This window comes from Butyrivibrio sp. AE2032, from assembly GCF_000702965.1.
Window position 1 is genome coordinate 970,596 of sequence record NZ_JNLF01000005.1, and the last position, 18,519, is coordinate 989,114.

18 protein-coding genes and 1 other RNA gene are annotated in these 18,519 nt (G+C 50.7%); 14 read left to right on the forward strand and 5 right to left on the reverse strand.

The features are described from left to right. The first annotated feature begins 2 nt into the window (after positions 1 to 2). From argB to BO18_RS22180, 4 genes are read left to right on the forward strand one after another with little or no spacing between them, the layout of a single operon-like run. Positions 3 to 947, forward strand: a complete 945-nt coding sequence (argB, locus tag BO18_RS22165) for an acetylglutamate kinase (protein WP_330379616.1) — start codon at positions 3 to 5, stop codon at positions 945 to 947. Continuing rightward, positions 931 to 2,304, forward strand: coding sequence for an acetylornithine transaminase (locus BO18_RS22170; protein WP_066738423.1), 1,374 nt, complete (start codon positions 931 to 933; stop codon positions 2,302 to 2,304). Before argB ends, BO18_RS22170 begins: the two co-directional genes overlap by 17 nt. Positions 2,305 to 2,316: 12 nt before the next feature. Next, on the forward strand, positions 2,317 to 3,240 hold the full coding sequence (gene argF, locus BO18_RS22175; RefSeq protein WP_034449732.1) for an ornithine carbamoyltransferase: 924 nt from the start codon (positions 2,317 to 2,319) through the stop codon (positions 3,238 to 3,240). Beyond that, the gene (locus tag BO18_RS22180; protein WP_034449734.1) at positions 3,241 to 3,774 is read left to right on the forward strand and encodes a GNAT family N-acetyltransferase; all 534 of its coding nucleotides are present in this window, start codon (positions 3,241 to 3,243) and stop codon (positions 3,772 to 3,774) included. Here the strand turns inward: BO18_RS22180 and ispE are convergent. Both ispE and BO18_RS22190 read right to left on the reverse strand, forming a co-directional pair. Further along, entirely contained in the window at positions 3,771 to 4,721 is a 951-nt protein-coding gene (gene ispE, locus BO18_RS22185; protein ID WP_034449735.1) for a 4-(cytidine 5'-diphospho)-2-C-methyl-D-erythritol kinase, read from the reverse strand. The genes BO18_RS22180 and ispE overlap by 4 nt on opposite strands. Before the next feature lie 155 nt (positions 4,722 to 4,876). Beyond that, entirely contained in the window at positions 4,877 to 5,143 is a 267-nt protein-coding gene (locus BO18_RS22190; RefSeq protein ID WP_051689057.1) for a Veg family protein, read from the reverse strand. Between the two features lie 284 nt (positions 5,144 to 5,427). On the opposite strand from BO18_RS22190, the gene BO18_RS22195 reads away from it, so the two are divergent. The 9 genes from BO18_RS22195 (at position 5,428) to BO18_RS35035 (ending at position 12,829) form a co-directional block, all read left to right on the forward strand. Then, positions 5,428 to 7,101: a formate--tetrahydrofolate ligase gene (locus tag BO18_RS22195; protein ID WP_034449737.1), complete on the forward strand. Its 1,674-nt coding sequence runs from the start codon at positions 5,428 to 5,430 to the stop codon at positions 7,099 to 7,101. A 6-nt stretch (positions 7,102 to 7,107) separates the two neighbouring features. Further along, positions 7,108 to 8,352, forward strand: coding sequence for a serine hydrolase (locus tag BO18_RS22200; protein ID WP_034449738.1), 1,245 nt, complete (start codon positions 7,108 to 7,110; stop codon positions 8,350 to 8,352). Between the two features lie 96 nt (positions 8,353 to 8,448). After that, an RNA gene (gene ffs / locus BO18_RS34070) (signal recognition particle sRNA small type) lies at positions 8,449 to 8,549 on the forward strand. Between the two features lie 63 nt (positions 8,550 to 8,612). After that, the gene (gene dnaX, locus BO18_RS33345; RefSeq protein ID WP_051689058.1) at positions 8,613 to 10,934 is read left to right on the forward strand and encodes a DNA polymerase III subunit gamma/tau; all 2,322 of its coding nucleotides are present in this window, start codon (positions 8,613 to 8,615) and stop codon (positions 10,932 to 10,934) included. Between the two features lie 47 nt (positions 10,935 to 10,981). Continuing rightward, positions 10,982 to 11,320: a YbaB/EbfC family nucleoid-associated protein gene (locus tag BO18_RS22210; RefSeq protein ID WP_034449741.1), complete on the forward strand. Its 339-nt coding sequence runs from the start codon at positions 10,982 to 10,984 to the stop codon at positions 11,318 to 11,320. Positions 11,321 to 11,322: 2 nt separating this feature from the next. Beyond that, positions 11,323 to 11,946, forward strand: a complete 624-nt coding sequence (gene recR / locus BO18_RS22215) for a recombination mediator RecR (protein WP_034449743.1) — start codon at positions 11,323 to 11,325, stop codon at positions 11,944 to 11,946. Then, positions 11,936 to 12,178, forward strand: a complete 243-nt coding sequence (locus tag BO18_RS22220; protein ID WP_034449745.1) for an RNA-binding S4 domain-containing protein — start codon at positions 11,936 to 11,938, stop codon at positions 12,176 to 12,178. The genes recR and BO18_RS22220 overlap by 11 nt, the downstream gene beginning before the upstream one ends. 136 nt (positions 12,179 to 12,314) lie before the next feature. Further along, positions 12,315 to 12,626, forward strand: coding sequence for an FtsB family cell division protein (locus tag BO18_RS22225; protein ID WP_034449746.1), 312 nt, complete (start codon positions 12,315 to 12,317; stop codon positions 12,624 to 12,626). 29 nt (positions 12,627 to 12,655) lie between these two features. Further along, complete coding sequence (locus tag BO18_RS35035; protein WP_185752547.1) at positions 12,656 to 12,829, forward strand: DUF6472 family protein; 174 nt, start codon at positions 12,656 to 12,658, stop codon at positions 12,827 to 12,829. A 16-nt stretch (positions 12,830 to 12,845) separates the two neighbouring features. Here BO18_RS35035 and BO18_RS22230 read toward each other — a convergent pair whose 3' ends face one another. Genes BO18_RS22230 through BO18_RS22240 form a run of 3 tightly spaced genes read right to left on the reverse strand, consistent with a single transcriptional unit; the run spans position 12,846 to position 17,324 of the window. Further along, positions 12,846 to 14,099, reverse strand: a complete 1,254-nt coding sequence (locus BO18_RS22230; protein ID WP_185752548.1) for an NAD(P)/FAD-dependent oxidoreductase — start codon at positions 14,097 to 14,099, stop codon at positions 12,846 to 12,848. Positions 14,100 to 14,115: 16 nt separating this feature from the next. Further along, a complete protein-coding gene (locus tag BO18_RS22235; RefSeq protein ID WP_034449750.1) occupies positions 14,116 to 17,058 on the reverse strand; it encodes a CapA family protein in 2,943 nt (980 codons plus the stop codon). Next, positions 17,055 to 17,324 (reverse strand): hypothetical protein, encoded by a 270-nt coding sequence (locus tag BO18_RS22240; protein ID WP_034449751.1) that lies wholly within the window; start codon positions 17,322 to 17,324, stop codon positions 17,055 to 17,057. Before BO18_RS22240 ends, BO18_RS22235 begins: the two co-directional genes overlap by 4 nt. A gap of 345 nt (positions 17,325 to 17,669) precedes the next feature. Here BO18_RS22240 and BO18_RS33350 point away from each other — a divergent pair, with 345 nt between their 5' ends. Continuing rightward, the gene (locus BO18_RS33350; protein WP_051689059.1) at positions 17,670 to 18,515 is read left to right on the forward strand and encodes a zinc ribbon domain-containing protein; all 846 of its coding nucleotides are present in this window, start codon (positions 17,670 to 17,672) and stop codon (positions 18,513 to 18,515) included. Positions 18,516 to 18,519: the final 4 nt, after the last annotated feature.

Genomic DNA, 18,519 nt, shown 5'->3' on the forward strand with positions numbered 1-18,519 from the left:
CAATGGCAGGACAGAAAGAAAATCCCGTTATCACGGGCGACATGAAGAACAACGTCGACAGGGCGTCTATTCTCATCGAATCACTTCCCTACATCAGGAAGATGAGGGGGCAGACCTTCGTTATCAAGTACGGCGGAAATGCCATGATAAACGAAGATCTCAAGCAGTCCGTCATGGATGATATCACGCTCCTCAAATACATCGGCATCAACCCCGTGATCGTTCACGGCGGCGGTCCCGACATCAGCGACATGCTGAACAAAGTCAATAAGGAATCCCACTTCGTCAACGGACTGAGGTATACGGACGATGAGACCATGGGATATGCCCAGATGGTTCTTATCGGTAAGACAAACAAGGACATCGTATCCGTTCTCTGCGGCAAAGGCGCAAAGGCGATCGGCATTTCCGGTATCGACGGAAATCTCATCGAGGCAGAGAAGCTGACCGAAGATGCAGATGGCAATCCCATCGATATCGGTTACGTAGGCAAGATCAAAAAGATCAACACAAAGGTTATCTCTATGCTCGCCAATGACGAGTACATCCCCGTCATCGCTCCCATCGGAGTCGGCAAGAACGGCGAGAGCTACAACATTAATGCGGATACTGTAGCAGCCGAAGTCGCAGTTGCTTTGGGCGCTTCAAAGCTCATCACACTGACTGACGTCGGCGGCGTATTAAGAAAACTGGAAGACGGTTCGGACTATATCATTCCGGTTTTGGACGAGAAAGACATCAAGGATCTCGTCGAGGAGGGCATTATCAAGGGCGGCATGATCCCGAAGATCGAAGGCTGCCTTGATACGGTATTGCGAGGTGTCGACCGTGCGCACATAATAGACGGAAGGATCCCTCACTCTATTATTCTCGAGACATTTACCAAGAACGGCATCGGCACAATGATCGTAAAGGAGAAAAAAGAACATTATGAGTATAGAAAATGATTTCAGCCTGATCCAGGATTTTGACAAGAACTATTGTCTTCAGGTATTCAGCCTCCTCCCTGTAGCTTTCGTTAAAGGAAAGGGATGCTATCTCTACGATACGGAAGGAAAAAAGTATCTGGACATGATCGGCGGTATCGCCGTAAACTGTCTGGGCTACGGGCATCCGAAGCTCACATCGGCAGTATGCTCACAGGCAAAAAACATCATCCATGCCTGCAATTACTACTATAATCCCCAGAAATCAGAACTGGCTTACAGGCTCTGCCGCGCAAGCTTTGCAGACAAGGTATTCTTCTGCAATTCAGGCGCCGAGGCAAACGAGGCTGCCATCAAGCTCGCAAGAAGCTACTTCTACTATAAGGATATAAATAAGTACGAGATCATCACCGCGGACATGAGCTTCCACGGAAGGACAATGGGAACCGTTGCCGCAACAGGCCAGTCCAAGTTCTCAAGACCGTTCGAGCCTAACCTTCCCGGCTTCGTTCATGTTCCCTACAACGACATCGACGCGATGATCGAGGCAGTCACAAACAAGACGGCAGCCATCATGCTCGAACTTGTACAGGGTGAGAGCGGAGTACATCCGGCTGACCTCGGATACATCCAGGCAGTAAAGAAGCTCTGCCTCGAAAAGGGCATCCTGCTCATCTTCGACGAGGTTCAGACGGGTATCGGACGTACCGGCAAGATGTTCTGCTATCAGAACTACGGCGTTGCTCCCGATATCATGACCGTCGCAAAAGGTTTGGGCGGCGGCGTTCCGATCGGCGCAATGCTCTGCACGAATGAGGCAGCAACAGGCATGAGGCCCGGAGACCACGGCTCCACATTCGGAGGCAATCCCCTGGCATGCGCTGCAGGCAACGCAGTCATGGAGACCATCGAGGAAGACGGCATCATCGATAACGTAAGGGAAGTCAGCGAAGAGCTTTTCGAGAAGCTGAACAAGCTGAGATCAAAGTATAACTGCATCCGTTCCGTAAGAGGAAAAGGCCTTCTCATCGGCATCGAGTTCGATGATACGATCACCGCACAGGGAATGCGTGAACAGCTCTTCTCCATGGGAATCTTAGTAAGTGCCATCGGCACCTCGACGATAAGGCTCGCGCCCCCGCTCATCATCACGAAAGCTCAGGCAGGACAGTTCATAAAGGCTCTGGACAAGATCCTGAAGAACGTACAGGGACCCAAGAGCGTATTCGGAATGATCAAGGACGCGCTTCCCTCAAAGAAGCAGATACAGGAAAAGACCGCGAGCGTAGGCTCTGCAAAGATCGATAAACTCGACGAGGCGGGACTTACGGAAGACAAACCCAAGGATATCGATATTATCGACGATGATGAAACTTAAGGAGTAAACGAAATGAAGCATTATATAGATTTCCACAGAGACGTAAGCTTTGAAGATCTCGACTATCTTCTCGACACTGCGATAGATCTCAAAGCAAAGACAAAGGCAGGCATCGAGCATCATCTTCTCAAGGGCAAGACCCTCGCCATGATATTCACAAAGTCTTCGACAAGAACAAGAGTATCTTTCGAAGTCGGCATGTATCAGCTTGGCGGAATGGCTCTTTTCCTCAGCAACAACGACATCCAGATCGGCAGGGGCGAGACCATATACGATACGGCAAACGTTCTTTCCGGAATGGTCGACGGCATCATGATAAGAACCTTCAAGCACCAGGATGTCCAGGACCTCGCCGACTACGGCAGGATCCCCGTAATCAACGGACTTACCGATGACCAGCATCCCACCCAGGTCTTGGCTGACCTCCTTACCATCAAGGAACACAAGGGAGCTTTAAAGGGCCTCAAGATGGCTTATCTCGGTGACGGAAACAACATGGCAAATTCCCTGCTCCACGCATGCGCAAAGGCAGGAATGGACATCTCCGTTGCAAGCCCCAAGGCTTACACATGCCCTGACAAGTATGTTCTCGAAGCTCAGGAAGACGCAAAGGTAACAGGTTCGAAGATCGTCATGACCGAAGATCCTTTCGAAGCCGCAGAGGGCGCTGACGTAATCTACACGGATACATGGACATCCATGGGTCAGGAAGCCGAGAAGGCCCAGAGAGTCGAGATATTCAAGAACTATCAGGTCAACTCCAAGCTCATGGGCGTAGCGCAGAAGGATGCCATCTTCATGCACTGCCTCCCTGCTTACAGAGGATATGAAGTAACTGAAGACGTCATCGACGGACCTCAGAGCGTCGTTTTCGATGAAGCCGAGAACAGACTCCACGCACACAAGGCAATCCTCGTTAACTGCTTTCTTAACTAAATGAAGAACAGACCCGCAATAAGGATCGCAGGAGTCAATGACGCAGAAGAAGTATCGCGCCTCTTAAGAAGCGCGATGCTTACTTATTGCGCGGATTCCGGCATATCGGCATCCATGCTCGAGGCCATGACCGAAAGTATCGACAGCGTTGCGGACAGGATATCGGAACAGACCTGTCTCGTGGCCGAGCAGGACGGAAAGATAGTCGGAACGATATGCATAAAAGAAGTTCCCAACCCCATGATCTACATGTTTTCCGATAAGACGTGCGAATATCTGCTCAATGCCGGACACTCATTCTACATCTCGAGATTCGCGGTAAAGCAGAGCTACAGAAAAACGGGGCTGGGCATAGATCTCATAACCAAAGCCGTGCAGCTCGCCAGGAATTCAGGCGCCGAGTGCATACTTCTTCACTCAGCCGCCACAAATAAGAACATGGTGGAATTTTACGGCAAACGCGGATTTGAGCTCATCGATTCGGAAAACTCGAGAGGCTACATGCGCGGTCTCTTCGCGAGCAAACCGGCTTAGATAGTCTTGGATACGAATATATCGCAGCCGGCAAACTTCGGATCGTCCTTGATCTTTTCATAAGCTGCGTCTCTAGCCGCCTCATCCTCATACATGGCGAAAACAGCACTTCCCGAACCCGTCATCCTGGCATATCTCGCGCCGCTGTTCAGCAGGGCTTCCCTTGCCGCAGATATCTCTTTTACCTTCTCCATCGACGGGATCTCAAGATCGTTCTTAAGGAGATCTTCTCCTGCGAGGAACCTGTCCAGAGCTGATACATCCTCCCTGTTGAGTCCGTCAATAAACGCCTTGTAGCGTTCCTCGTCAAACCCCGGCAGAGACAGGCTGTCGATAGCGTGGAAGCACTCAGGAGTGGATACACCTGCGGACGGCTTTATTATCAGGAGCGGAATGCCTTCAAGTGAATTGAGCTGCGTAATGTCTTCCCCTACTCTCTCGCAAAGACATGTGCCGCCGTAAAGGAAGAACGGAACATCGGCTCCGACATTTACAGCGAGCTGGTTAAGCTCCTCCTCCGTAAACGGATTGCCGAAATGCTCCTGGAGCACCATGAGTACGGCTGCGGCATCTGAACTTCCGCCGCCCATACCGGATTCCGAAGGGATCTTCTTTGTGAGTATTATCTCTATGAACGGAAATTTATTTTTCTTCCAGAGCTTTGCACCGGGCATCGAAGGATCTGAAGCAGCCTTCTTGCGGAGCGACGACAGGAACCTGTCCTTTGCCTTGCTGCAAAGGTTCTTGCCGGGATCGATGTCATTTCTTCCGATGCACTTGAGATCAAAACCCGACGGACGCTCGGGATAGATATTGATGGTGATCTCATCTGCAAGATCGATCTCCTGCATTACGGAATAAAGGCTGTGATAACCGTTAGGCAGGATCCCGCGGACACGCAGGAAGAGATTTAATTTTGCATTAGCTGTAATCCCGTAAGAATCCATAAGGATCTCCAAATCATTCGAATAGTAAGGAATATAAAGTTATTTTAATATATAACTACAATAAATAAAAGCCGAACATATACAGACAAAAAGACACTGTCAAAACTGAATACTCAGATCTGACAGTGTCCTCAAATGGTCTTTTAAGATGGATATCAGACGGCTACGACTTCGTCCTTCTCCGGCATGATGCCTACTCTGACTGTTCTGGTGAGAACATCGATATAGGAGAATGATACGATGGACTGCTTGCCTGCTTCGTTCGTGCAGAGCATCGTGAAGACATTGGGATAGCAGTGCTCGACCGTGCCGATGTAAGTGATGATCCTCTTGCGGCCGCCGTTGGTCTTGCAAACGATACGCTTGCCTACAAGTTCTTCGAACTTATTCTTGCACATTTCCAAATCGGAACTGATGATCATACGGATTACCCCCACCCGGAGAATAGCGTTGTTAAATATTTCAGACGTCTTAAAGGATCATTACAAAAATATTTCCAACATGCATCAATGCTAACATTTACTTGATATATTGTCAACGAAAAACACTACATTTAGTAAAAAAACACCACGAATTATACAAAATATAGTGGTGGTACATGTACCCCTTTACGGTTCACACAGTTCTCACCCCTTCCGTGATTGAAAAGCCTGTCTTTTTACAATACAATCGTATTCATATCACAAAAAGACAGGAGAGACCGGATATGCTTAGTGACATTGAGATAGCTCAGAGTGCAAAGATCAACCCCATTACAAAGGTAGCAGAACAGATCGGACTCGATACCGACAAGCTCGAACTTTACGGCAAATACAAGGCTAAACTTCCTCTCGATTATGTGGAGAGCCTTCCCGAAAATCCCGATGTCAAACTTATCCTCGTCACCGCCATGAATCCCACTCCGGCGGGCGAAGGCAAGACGACCGTCAGCATCGGTCTCGCCCAGGGCTTAAAGCTCATCGGCAAAAAGCCCGTCCTCGCATTGAGGGAGCCTTCCCTCGGACCTGTCTTCGGCGTCAAGGGCGGTGCCTGCGGCGGCGGATATTCACAGGTCGTTCCGATGGAAGACATCAATCTCCACTTTACGGGCGACATTCATGCCATAACAACAGCCAACAACCTGCTCGCGGCCATGATAGACAATCACCTTTTCCAGGGCAACGAGCTCAAGATAGATAAGGACAGGATCCTCTGGAAGAGATGCCTCGACATGAACGACAGATGCCTTCGCGCGGTTACGGTCGGCGTAGGCGGCGGAACAAAGGGCGTAACACGTCCCGAGATCTTCCAGATCACCGCTGCTTCCGAGATCATGGCTATCCTCTGCCTCGCAAAGGACATGGATGACCTCAAGGTAAGGCTCGACAGGATCGCGATCGCTTACGATACCGACGGCAACCTCGTTACAGCCGGACAGTTAGGCGCGACGGGCGCGCTCGCCACATGCCTCAAGGACGCGATGTGTCCTAACCTCGTTCAGTCTTTGGAAGGCGTTCCCGCACTGGTTCACGGCGGACCTTTCGCGAACATATCACACGGCTGCAACACCTGCATAGCAACGAAGACAGCATTGAAGCTCGGCGACATCGTAGTCACCGAAGCCGGATTCGGTGCTGACCTGGGCGCCGAGAAGTTCCTCGACATCAAGTGCAGGGATCTGGGTCTTTGGCCTGATCTCGTAGTCATCGTAACAACAGTAAGATCACTCAAATACAACGCAGGCATACCGAAGGACAAGCTCTCCGAACCCAACCCGGAAGCAGTAAAGGCAGGTCTTGCGAATGTCCTGAAGCACATCGAGAACATGCAGAATTTCGGCATTCCCGTTCTCGTCGCATCGAACAGATTCCTTTCGGATACCGAAGAGGAACTCGCCATCGTCGAAGAGGCATGCAAGGCAACAGGCGCTGATTTCGCTCCCGCAGAGATCTTCGCAAAGGGCGGCGAAGGCGGCATCGACCTCGCAAACAAAGCAGTTTCCATCCTCGGACAGAACAGGGACAAGGCTCCCGTTTACACATATGAACTCACGGACTCCGTCGAGGAGAAGATCACAAAGGTCGCTACCAAGGTATACGGTGCGGCAAAAGTCGACATTCTCCCCGAAGCCGCTGCAAAGATCAAGGAATTCGTTGACAAGGGTTACGGCAATCTCCCGATCTGCATCGCAAAGACGCAGTATTCATTGTCAGACGATCCGAAGAAGCTCGGCAACCCCGCAGGCTTCACCCTCACGGTCAGGGACTGCTATCTGTCCACGGGCGCAGGCTATCTTGTCATTCTGACAGGTACGATAGTCACGATGCCGGGACTTCCTCCCCACCCTGCGGCAATGGACATCGACATAGACAACAACGGCGTTATCACGGGTCTTTTCTGATATTAGATGAAGCGACCAAATCCGACATTTCTCAAAAAGGCCGAAGGGATAAGGACATCCCGCAAAAGACGCACGCTCATAATCATACTGGTGCTGCTTGTGCTGACTTTTGCGGTCGTGTTCGTAAGTTCCATAGCTTCCGCGCAGGACAACTACCGCCTTATGTATCCGGGACTTGTCGGAGCCGCAACCAGCACGACGACCGCCTATATGAGATATCAGAGGCCGGTCCATACGACAACGGAAACGACCACGGAAGTGACGACCACCGCCACTACCACGCTCCCCCATGCGGTACTCGCCGCCACGGCCACTCCCACGCCTTCACCCGAAGAGACGGCCGATAACGAGCAGAACAACTGGCCGGAGCCGTTTAAAGAAGACAGCAACTTCAGTTTCAAGCCCATGGGCGTCCAGACTGCTACATATCAGGAGCGCGCCGTGGCTTTGGAGGAACTTAAGGAGAGAGTAGTCGCTTATCAGAAAAAGCATCCGAACATGAGGATCTGCGTCGATTTCGTCTCGCTGTCATCAGGCGAGCACCTCGGTATCGACGAGCTCGAACCTGTCGTACCTTCCGGCGCGATGGCAATCCCCTTCTCGATCGTTTATTACGACCGGTTTTCGGGTGTCAACGGACCTCTTTCGGAGATCGTGACCTACGACGGCAGCGTCAAAGGAACCCGCAGTTCCTCATACATAGCCAGCAATTTCAGACAGGGCAAGCAGTTCTACATGAGGACCATGCTGAACTACGCCATAGCCAAAAACGACAACATCGCGCTGGGCTATGTCGTTGAGAAACTGGGCGGACTTGATGAGGCCATCGAATCGGTCAATGAGATCAGCGGATACATCTCCTATAAGGACTCCATCATCTACCAGGATTACAGCGGCAAGGAATACCGTGCACCCGGCACGATCTCGTGCTACGACATGGGCAACTATCTCTCATACATGTACAAGGTATTCATCAACAATCCGCAGGTCAACCAGCGTCTGATAAATGACATGGCATCAAGCGAGATAGAAACACCTCTGGCCGCGGCTTTTCCGCAGGATACGAGGATCCTCCACGTTCTCGGCAGGAACACCGACAGGAGCGCTTATCTCGAATGCGCCATCATTGATTACTATGAACCCGTCGCTCTGGTAGTCTACGTAGAGGCGGCAACACCCGACGCTGCAGGCACCGCGATCGCCACGATCGGCGGTTACACGCAGAAGTTTTTGGAAACCTGCTATTCGTGAACGGTTGTCCCCATAATCGAAGTGCTATCTTTTTCTTTTATGATATAATTCTCTTGTTTGATAATTCATGAGTTCGTCCCGTGCGGTCTGCCGCCGGCCAAGGTCCCGTGCGATTTCGGGCTGTGAACCCTGTCAGGTCCGGAAGGAAGCAGCAGTAAGCGGTTTACGGAGTGCGCCGCGGGTCAAGCCTTACCGACGGCAGTTCGGGCGGGACGGACTCTTTTTATTATCGTTTTCAAATAGAGCTCAAGGGGCTAATTATGGAAGATCATATCGTTCTCTACAGACAATACAGACCGCTCACTTTTGACGATGTCGTAGGTCAGGAAGCTGCCGTCGGTGCTCTGAGGCAGTCGGTTATTTCCGGGAAGCTCGCACATGCTTATCTCTTCTGCGGCCAGCACGGCACGGGAAAGACCACAATCGCCAAGATCTTCGCAAGGAGCGTCAACTGCGAACACCCCGTAAACGGCAATCCGTGCAACGAGTGTCCGACCTGCAAGGGCATCCTTGACGGCTCGATCCTCGACGTCACAGAGATGGACGCCGCTTCCAATAACGGTGTCGACGACATCAGGCCCATCCTGCAGGAAGTTAATTTCGCCCCTACCAGGACAACATATAAGGTATATATAATCGACGAGGTCCATATGCTCTCAAAGGGTGCGTTCAACGCACTTCTCAAGACCATCGAGGAACCTCCGAAGCACGTCATCTTCCTTTTCGCTACCACGGAGTCGGACAAGATCCCTGCAACCATAATATCGAGATGCCAGAGATACGACTTCAAGAGGATCCCGTTAGATCTCATAACGGGAAGATTAAGGGAAGTATGCGGCAAGTCCGGCATCAGGGCTTCCGATGATGCGCTGCGTCTCATAGCATCCAGATCAGACGGCGCTCTCCGTGATGCCCTGTCCCTTTTGGACCAGATCTCCGCCGTATCAGGCAGCGACAATGAGATATCCTCTCAGGACGTCGAGAAGATCACGGGTACGGTCGACAGTTCGTTCCTCTTCCAGATGGCCAACTGCCTCATAGATTCAAGATTCGATGAACTCATCGATCTGTGTGAGAAGCTGAACTCCTCGGGAAAGAACCAGGCGCGCTTCACATTGGATCTCGCCGCATATTTCAGGGACCTTCTCATCATCAGGGTCAAGGCCGATCCTATCGTATATCTGCCTTATCCCAAAGAGACCATCAAGGATATGTATCAGACAGCCGCAAAGGTGAGCGCCGATACATTGACCGGATATATCAGTTATCTTTCAAAGGAATATGCGGAGCTCAGGAAATCTCCCGACATCCCCACGAGCTTCGAGCTCATGCTCATGAGGCTCTGCGGCAGGAAGTCCAATCTTCCCGTAACTCCGATCGTCATTCCCGATTTTGAGAAGAATCAGGCGGCAAAGGCAAAGGAACTCACCCTTGATGACAAAAAGCCCGCTGAAGATGCAAAACCGGCTGAGGATAAAAAAGAGGAAACTTTGAAAACAGAAGAGACTGCGGACAAGTCTTCCGGTGACTCTTCTGAAGAGACTTCTGAAAAGAAGCCTTCCTTCGTCGCACCCGCTCCCTACAGGCCCAAGCCTTCCGCAACGGCGACCCCTTACAAGGCGCCGGCTGAAGAACCCGAGCCGGAGCCGGCTCCCGCAGCGCCCGCTCCTTACAGGCCGCAGCCTTCTTCTGCTCCTTCGAGCGTATTCTCCTTCACGTCTCTTGCAAGCGAGATGAGATCGAACGAGGAGACCAAGCCCGAAGAAGAAACGGGATCCATCTTTTCTTTCCTGAAAAAGACTTCTGAGGAACCCAAGGTTCCCGAAAACGATGACGGCGGCGACAACGAAGATGAAGACGGTGACGATTACATTCCCGCTGACGATTCTTACGACAGGGAATCCGAACCGACCATATTCTCTTATGTCCAGGAAGAACCCGAAGCACCTTTGAGTTTCGGCACTGACGAGCCGGACGAACCGGCAGTACCTTCATCCGGTGAGCCTTCACAGGGCGGCATCTTCTCCCACCTTTCCTCTTCTTTCCTTGCGGATCTGACCGGAAACCTGGGATCTGATGAGGAACCCGCAAAAGAACCGGAAAAGAAAGCGCCGGCAAAGCCGCGTTCACAGCTTGCGGAGCAGGCCGACAAGAGCGGACTCATTGTCGACGGCAGATCAAAACAACCCGTCAGGGCGCCCGCCTTTACCGGTGAGGACGCGGATCTTGCGCTGAGATGGTCAAACATCACGTCTAGGCTCAAGGAAACAAACGACAACATCGCTGTCATACTGGAACACGCAAGTTTCAGGAAGGACGGCACATCAGCATACATAGTCTTTGAGGACAGCGACACCAAGCGCATGGACAACCTGAAGAGGTCCTCGACTTTCAGGCAGATCTCTGCCGGAATCAAGGATGAATTCGGCGTCGACCACCTCTTCCTCTGCACTTCCACCCAGTATGCCAACCAGGAAAAGAAGAACCGGGAGAGCAGACAGGACAAGAGACTGGACGATCTGAACGAGCGGTCCACGAGCATGGGCATCCCCACCGATGTTCATTTCGGTGACGAAGATTAAGACAGATATAAACTAAACTTACATATTTATTTCGGAGGTTATTTAACATGGCAAAAGGATTCCGCGGCGGAATGGGAATGGGCGGCAACATGGGTCAGGTAGTGGCTCAGGCCCAGAAGATGCAGAGACAGATCGAGCTGGCTCAGGCTGAGATCCAGGAAATGCGTTTCACTGGCACGGCAGGCGGCGAACTTGTTAAGGTTGTTGTTACAGGCAAGCATCAGCTTGAGAGCGTCGAGATCGCAAAGGATGTCGTCGATCCCGACGATATCGAAGGTCTCCAGGATCTCATCATCGCTGCCACAAACCAGGCTCTTGAGCAGATCGACAAGACCAACCAGGAGCGTATCGGAGCGATCACCGGCGGCATGAAGATGCCCTTCTGATCATGGCAAGATATTCACCTTCGATCCAGAATCTGATAGCGCAGCTGAGCAGCCTTCCGGGTATCGGAGGGAGGTCCGCCCAGCGCCTTGCATTCTACATCCTCGCTATGGACGAGAAGGATGCGCAGGCGCTGATATCATCCATAACAGCGGCAAGGAACTCCACCAAAAGATGCTCCTGCTGCCAGAATTTCACGGACTCTGACCCCTGCCCTATCTGCTCTGATCCCATGAGGGACAAGACGACAGTCCTTGTCGTTGAGTCGCCCAAGGACGTGTCGGCTTTCGAGCGTGCACACGAGTATAAGGGGCTTTACCATGTTCTTCACGGTGTTTTTAATCCCATGAAGTCCATGAGCATCTCGGATACGACTATCCCTGATCTGATAAAGCGTCTTACGGAGCATTCCGAGATCACTGAAGTCATCGTGGCAACCAACCAGACGGCGGAAGGCAACGCCACCGCCCTCTATCTTTCAAGGATGCTCGAGCCTTCCGGCATCAAGGTATCCAGACTGGCATCGGGCCTTCCGATGGGTTCTGACATAGAATATGCGGATGACCTGACGCTTCTTTCAGCCCTCAAGGGCAGGATCACCATGACGGGAGAAAAGAATGAGACTTGATAAATTCCTGAAGCTGTCGAGAGTAATAAAGCGCAGGACCGTTGCAAACGACGTCTGCCAGGCAGGCAGAGTCACAGTCAACGGCAAGCCTGCCAAACCTTCAGTCAAGCTCAAGGTCGGTGACATCGTCTGCATCCTTTTCGGAAGCGGAGAGGTAAAGTTCAAGGTGACGGCACTCCCCGAGACAGTCAGAAAAGACGAGGCGGCCTCCATGTACGAGCTCCTCGAATGAGGCTTCAAAAGGTTCATTTACCACTCTTTGTTACAACTAATATTACAAGTATTTTAAGTTTGACCCCGGGCTGTTGTTTTGCACCCGGGGTTACGCAATAATAAACGTATATCTTTTTATTTTCGGGGGCAGAGCTTTGCGTAAAGTAAGACGTAAATCAGGCGGAATATCCTTCCTCACGGCGCTCATATGCATCTTATGCGTTGTCGTCGGTATCTTATGCCTTACGAGATATATCAACATGCACAGGCAGAAGGAACGTCTCCTCGCAGAGAACGCATCCCTCATCGCCCAGTCCGAAGCACTGTCGGACAGACTCAAGCAGATCAGAGCCCAGGAAGAATTCGGCAAAGACGAGTCTTACGTCGAGAGCGTTGCAAGAGCACAGCTCGACATGGTCTATCCCGGTGAGGTCATCTTCAGAGTCACGGGCGAAAAGTACAACTGATCTGTTCACCCCATTACGGAAGCAAACCCATGTCTGATTGCGCAACCTGTCAGTATTCCTATACCGATGAATATACCGGAGAAGTCATCTGCGACCTCGATCTCGACGAGGATGAACTCATCAGGTTGTCGCAGCTCAAATGCAAGGATTGTCCCTTTTACAAAGACGGAGACGAATATAAGACCGTAAGGCACCAGATGTGACCTGACGTTTTTCAATTTATATTTCCAGGATACTCCTGGCTGCCAGATAAGCTTCGCTCATGCATGCCTGCAGATTATAACCACCGCTGATACCGTCGATATCCAAAGCTTCACCTATTATGTAAAGACCTTCAACTTTCTTCGACTGCATCGTCTTGCGGTCAACTTCTTTGAGCGATACTCCGCCCCTCGTGACGTAGGCCTTTTCGATCTGCGGAACATCCTTAAGTCCTAATCTCAAGTGCTTTGTCTCTCTTATGAGCTTTTTTCGGTTTTCTTTTGTAAATCCCTGGGCATAGAGTCCGGAGATCCCTGCCTTTGAGCATATCTCAGCCGCTACCGATGCGGGAGCGAATCTGGAAAGGAGCGTTGCCATCTTTGTATCGGCATGTTCTCCTATGAGTTTTTGCAGTTCCCTGTCGAACTCCTCATCAGAAAGTGAAGGGATAAGATCCATCTCAATGCTGACATTCATTCCGCTTATGTCTGCAGGCACCTCTCTGGATATAGCCATCACGGCAGGACCTGTAAGCCCGAAATCCGCAAAGAGGACTTCTCCTGTACGGGAAGCAGTAACCTTTTCGCCGCACAAAAGCGAGACTTTTGCGGTAACTGACACTCCGCTCAACGAGGATGCAAAACCGAGAGAACCGTCCTCAAGCCTCACCGGAGCGAGCGCTCCTCTTAAAAGAACTATCGTATGCCCGAACATTCCGGCTATCTTATATGAATCACCGGTCGAACCCGTCTTCGGGAAGGAAGAACCGCCACAGGACAGCACGATGGCATCGAAATCAAAACTTCCCTTTGACGTTTTGACTTTAAAGACTCCGTCCTTCTTTACTTCCATTACTTTGGCATCACAGATGATCTCCGTACTGCCCTTAAGATAGTCAAGGATTGTATCTCTGACAACAACCGCGCTGTCGCATACGGGAAACATCCTGTTGTTGTCCTCTTCCTTGAGCTTTAACCCCAGTTCATTTTCCATGAAACAGATGGTGTCTTCAGGTCCGAATTCTTTCAACGCCGGATATATGAAATTCACCGCTTCGTGATAGCCCTCTTTAAGTAAGGAAACATCCTTGCGGTTGGTGATATTGCATCGTCCGTGACCGGTTACGGTGAGTTTCTTGCCGGGAATGCTGTTCTTCTCGATCAGGCTGACCCTGATATCTCTTCCTGCGGAAAGACTTTTGATCTGGCACGCGGCAAAAAGCCCTGCCGCACCGCCTCCGATTATGCCTATCCTGATACTCCCGCTGCTCACAGAAAACTCCTTAATTTCAGCCTTCATTGCCCGACAACAGGACGGATTCCGAATAGAGCACAACACCCTTTGAAGCATTCGGATGGATGTGATCGAGCAGATAAGTCCTGTCGGGCGATGTGTCGAGTATGCTCTTCAGGCGTCCGTTCACATTGATGTACATGAATGTGTTGTCCGCGCAGTATCTTTCGAGCGCTGCGGAGTATTCATCGTTGAGCGCCGTCTTTTCGGCATAGGTAAGAGGCGTGTACTTATCGCCGTCAGTCGAATACCAGGGTGCGATCAGAACAAATCCGGCGTCAGGCGACTTTTCCAGGAGCTTGTCCGTAAGTTCGCCGTAACGGGTTATGAAATCCTCTGCGGTCATGGCGCAGAAACTTTCTTCGCGGTAACGGACATCGTTCGTGCCGATCGCAATGACATAAAGATCTGCCGCCGGTATGGAATCAATATTGTCGATGATATAAGAGATCGTGCATCCGCCTTTGGAAAAGTTCGAGATATTCTTGCCGGGGAAATACTCTTCCACAGGCTCGTACCACGGACATCCGCCATTCTTGGTGCCTTCTGTCACGCTGTCGCCGACAAAGCAGATGCTGTCCGCCCCGCTCATGGCCTTATACAGAGTGCCTTCCTTCATGGCATCCGTAATGACCAGACCCGTTGCCTTTGAGCGGATGAACCCGTCCTTATCGAAATAATAACGGTACGTGACTGATGAGATCGGCATGCTGTTTCCGAAGACCACTTCAGTGATAATGCTGTTGGCTTCTTCAGCGCGTTCAATGTCGTCTGTCGTAAGACCGGCACGGACAGAAGGATCCGTCGCAATATCATATACAGGTACGGCGCGGTAGTTTCCGTCAGCTGGAGCATAGGTATAGAGCGGGACTATGCCGCCTCCGATGATCTCCTTTGAGCCGCGGTCGATATAGACGTCGATGAGCATGCTGGTATCGCCCTGGTCACCGCGGTAGATATTAGCGAAATTGCCCGGACAATATGCCGTGAACACCTTCCTGCCGTTATAGTCTTCAACGAGAGCAGGCTGAACGGCGTGCGAGTGGTCGCCAAGGATAATGTCAGCGCCGTTCTCCTTAAATATCTCAAACCAGACTTTCTGCTCCTCATCAGGCTCGTTGGTAAACTGCGTTCCGTTATGCGGAAGGACCATTATGAGGTCGGGAGACAAAGCCTTGGCAGCCTTGAAATCCTCTTCCACCTCTGCCTTGAGTTTTTCGAACGTCTCGCCTTCCGTGCCGCTGACTATGGATGTCATGTAGGAATACTGCCCGTCGATGAACTCTGAAGGATCGGTGTAATTGCTTCCGTATGTATACGAGAGCACAGCTATCTTTATACCGTCATACTCAACGAGCTTTACGCGTTCTTTTGTCTTCTCCTCGAGGCTCCTGTATGAACCGGTGTGATCGAGGCCTGTCCTGTCCAGCACGTCAAGCGTCCTCAGTGCGCCCTCAGGGCCTTTGTCGAGCAGGTGGTTGTTCGCTGTCGTCACCAGGTCAAATCCCGCATCCTTCACCGCTGAAGCGAATTCATCGGGGAAATTCAGGAAGAGCCTTTTGTTGTCGTAGAAGTTGCTCGAGGAATAGCCCTTGTCAGCGCCTGCCATAGGGCCTTCGAAGACGCCAACCGCCAGATCCGCAGAAGATATGTAGGGCTTTGCGTATTCGAAAACATCGCTGTAGTCATAACCGTCGCCTGTATATCCGAGATTCACCTGATCTTCCAGAAGGATGAGGTCGCCCGCGAAAGTGATCCTGAATGCGTTATCGAACGCAGCCTGCTGTTCATCCGTCATAACGCGGTAAATGATGTCTTCACCGGCACGCTCGCCGTTTACGTCACCGCCGTCTGAGGGGTCAGTGTTTTCAAAGGCTCCGAGGCCCGTGAAAGCATTTATCAGTGCGACAGCGACAAATCCGAGCGCCACCAGGAGCGCCAGGACCTTTGCCGGAGTTATCTTTCTGTTCTCCGAAGTGAATATATCCGTTCCCGACTTTAGGAACTTGTTCATTGTGCCTGAGACAAAATCGTTGCCGAATGCAAGCGACAGGCCAACCGCGGAAAGCACCGCCGTAACAAAGACGAACGGCACGGGTAAGAACGCCATGAGCCTGCTGAGCCATACGGCGGGCAGCCTGTGAAGTATGAATATCCACAGTGAATTGCGTCCGAACATCGTAATGAGAGGGATATTCTTATCGGGTGTGATGTGCCTTATCGCATAGATGACGATTATCGCTATTATGAACATCACTATTCTTCTGAACACGTCGAGTGGCTCCTGATAAGCACCGAGTATCAGTGAATTGTCGGGATATCCGATAAATGTTTGCGTCGCGAAAGCGATGCAGGCCGCACCGAGGAGCAATGCCAGACCGATAAGGCCTCTTTCCGAATACTTCCTGCCGGCAAGCTTCGAGCTGTCCTTACTGCTCAGCTGATACCCGAGCATATAGAACGGATAGAAGCCGATCACCCTTGCGGCGGCGAAATGATTGTCGATCGCCGCAAAGAAACCTATAAGTATCGCCGCTGTAAACAATAGGATATTTATTATTCTGAACTTTGCTATCCTGTGCGCCGTAAGCCTCCAGAAGATGAGCGCTATCAGATACCAATATGAATATATAGGTTCAAGAAGGGACGTATACCCTTCCGCAAATACCGTGATACTGTTGAATATGAAGAACAGGAATACGAGTCTTACAATCCTCTCAAAACTGTAAGCCTTTTCCCCTTTGCCGAAATAGCCCGACACGAAAACAAAAGCAGGCATGTGGAACAGATATATGTAGTTTACGGTGGCATCGATGCTGCCGGACATGCCCTGAAGGTTGCTCAGCAGATGGCCGAGGACAACAGTCAGGATCAGAAGACCCTTGATATTGTCCCAATAGGCACTCCGGTTATCCTGTGTCAGCGCCGCGCTCCTCATGATGGATCGTCAACAACCTTTATCTGAAAACGGTCGAACCTTACATTCTCCGTATATTGCTCGCGGAAGAATATCGTCTGCCCGAAAGCCGCAAATTCCTTGGTATTCTTCTTCATCCACATGGGTACCGGAATATCCAGCTGTCTGCAGAGCTCGACCAGCGCCTTTTCGAGCCTTTTTGAATAAGAGGCGTCCGTATCCGCGGTAGTAACCTCTTTGATCTCGATCAGTCTGTTAGCGACAAAAAGCCTGCCTTCAAGAGTCAAAACCGGCGCCCTCCCCATATCCTGATTTCTTTGCCACTATTTTGCCTTTTTTGAATCTTAAAGTAAATATTTGACATGGTAATATAAGGTTGTTCAAAGTAATTGTTCCTTACTTCATAACACCCTCCTTAAGACACTGACACCCCCTCGTCAGTGTCTTTTTTTTCCAGAGAATATTAACAAAAAGCAAAAACCACCATTTATATATGGTTTTATTGAAAATAACTATAAAACTTTTAATTAAAGGAACTTTTCTTATTGATTGTGTAAAAATCAAGTTGTAAAATGAAATAGAAATTTTATTTGCGGATTCTTTGAGCATCCGTGATACAGGAGGTCACCAATATGAAGAAATGTCCCGATTGCGGTATGGTCATTGCCAATCAGGCCATAAGATGCCCTAAATGTAAGTATACATTCACATCAGCAGACGAGAGTGCCGGCGGTGGTGATGCACCGGTAGTTACTCCTCAGGCAGCAGCAGTATCTGCTGCAGCTACGGGCAAGTCCGATAAGGTTGCCGGTATCATGCCGATGATCGAAGTTAATAAAGATAACGTTGATACTCTCTATGGCCAGCTCAAGGCAGCCATCGTAAAGAGAAAGACAGAGTTCGATCACTTCATCGATTTCCTCGAGAACAGAACTTCCTGGCTTACAGCTCCCGCTGAGATCAAGGGCCCCCTTGCTTGTGAGAAGGGTCTCCTCATCAGAAGCGTTGCTGTTGCTAAGCAGCTCCTGAGGATCAAAGATACGATCATGCCTCAGCTTGATGAAGAATCAGCTATCATCATCGCCCTCTTCCACGAAGTAGGTAAGGTCGGTATCGAAGGCAAGCCTCTCTTCATCCAGGAAGAGACAAGCACTCTGGGCACGACATCCACTCTTGGTCTTTCCTTCAGCAGCAGACTGTCCAGCTCTTCAACATCTTCGAACCCCACTTATACGATCAACAACAAGCTCGTTCACATGAACGTCGGCGTAAGATCCCTCTTCCTCGTTTCGCAGTACATGCTGCTCTCCGATGACGAGGCTCAGGCTATCAGCTACGGTTCAGACGTTGAACTCCTTAATGGCAAGCTCTCACCTTATACGCTACTCCTCTCCACTGCTCTTCAGATGCAGAAGACGATCTATGAGGATTCCGATGTCGTATCAGGCTACAGCTTCACGGTAATCAATCCGAGCTGATCTG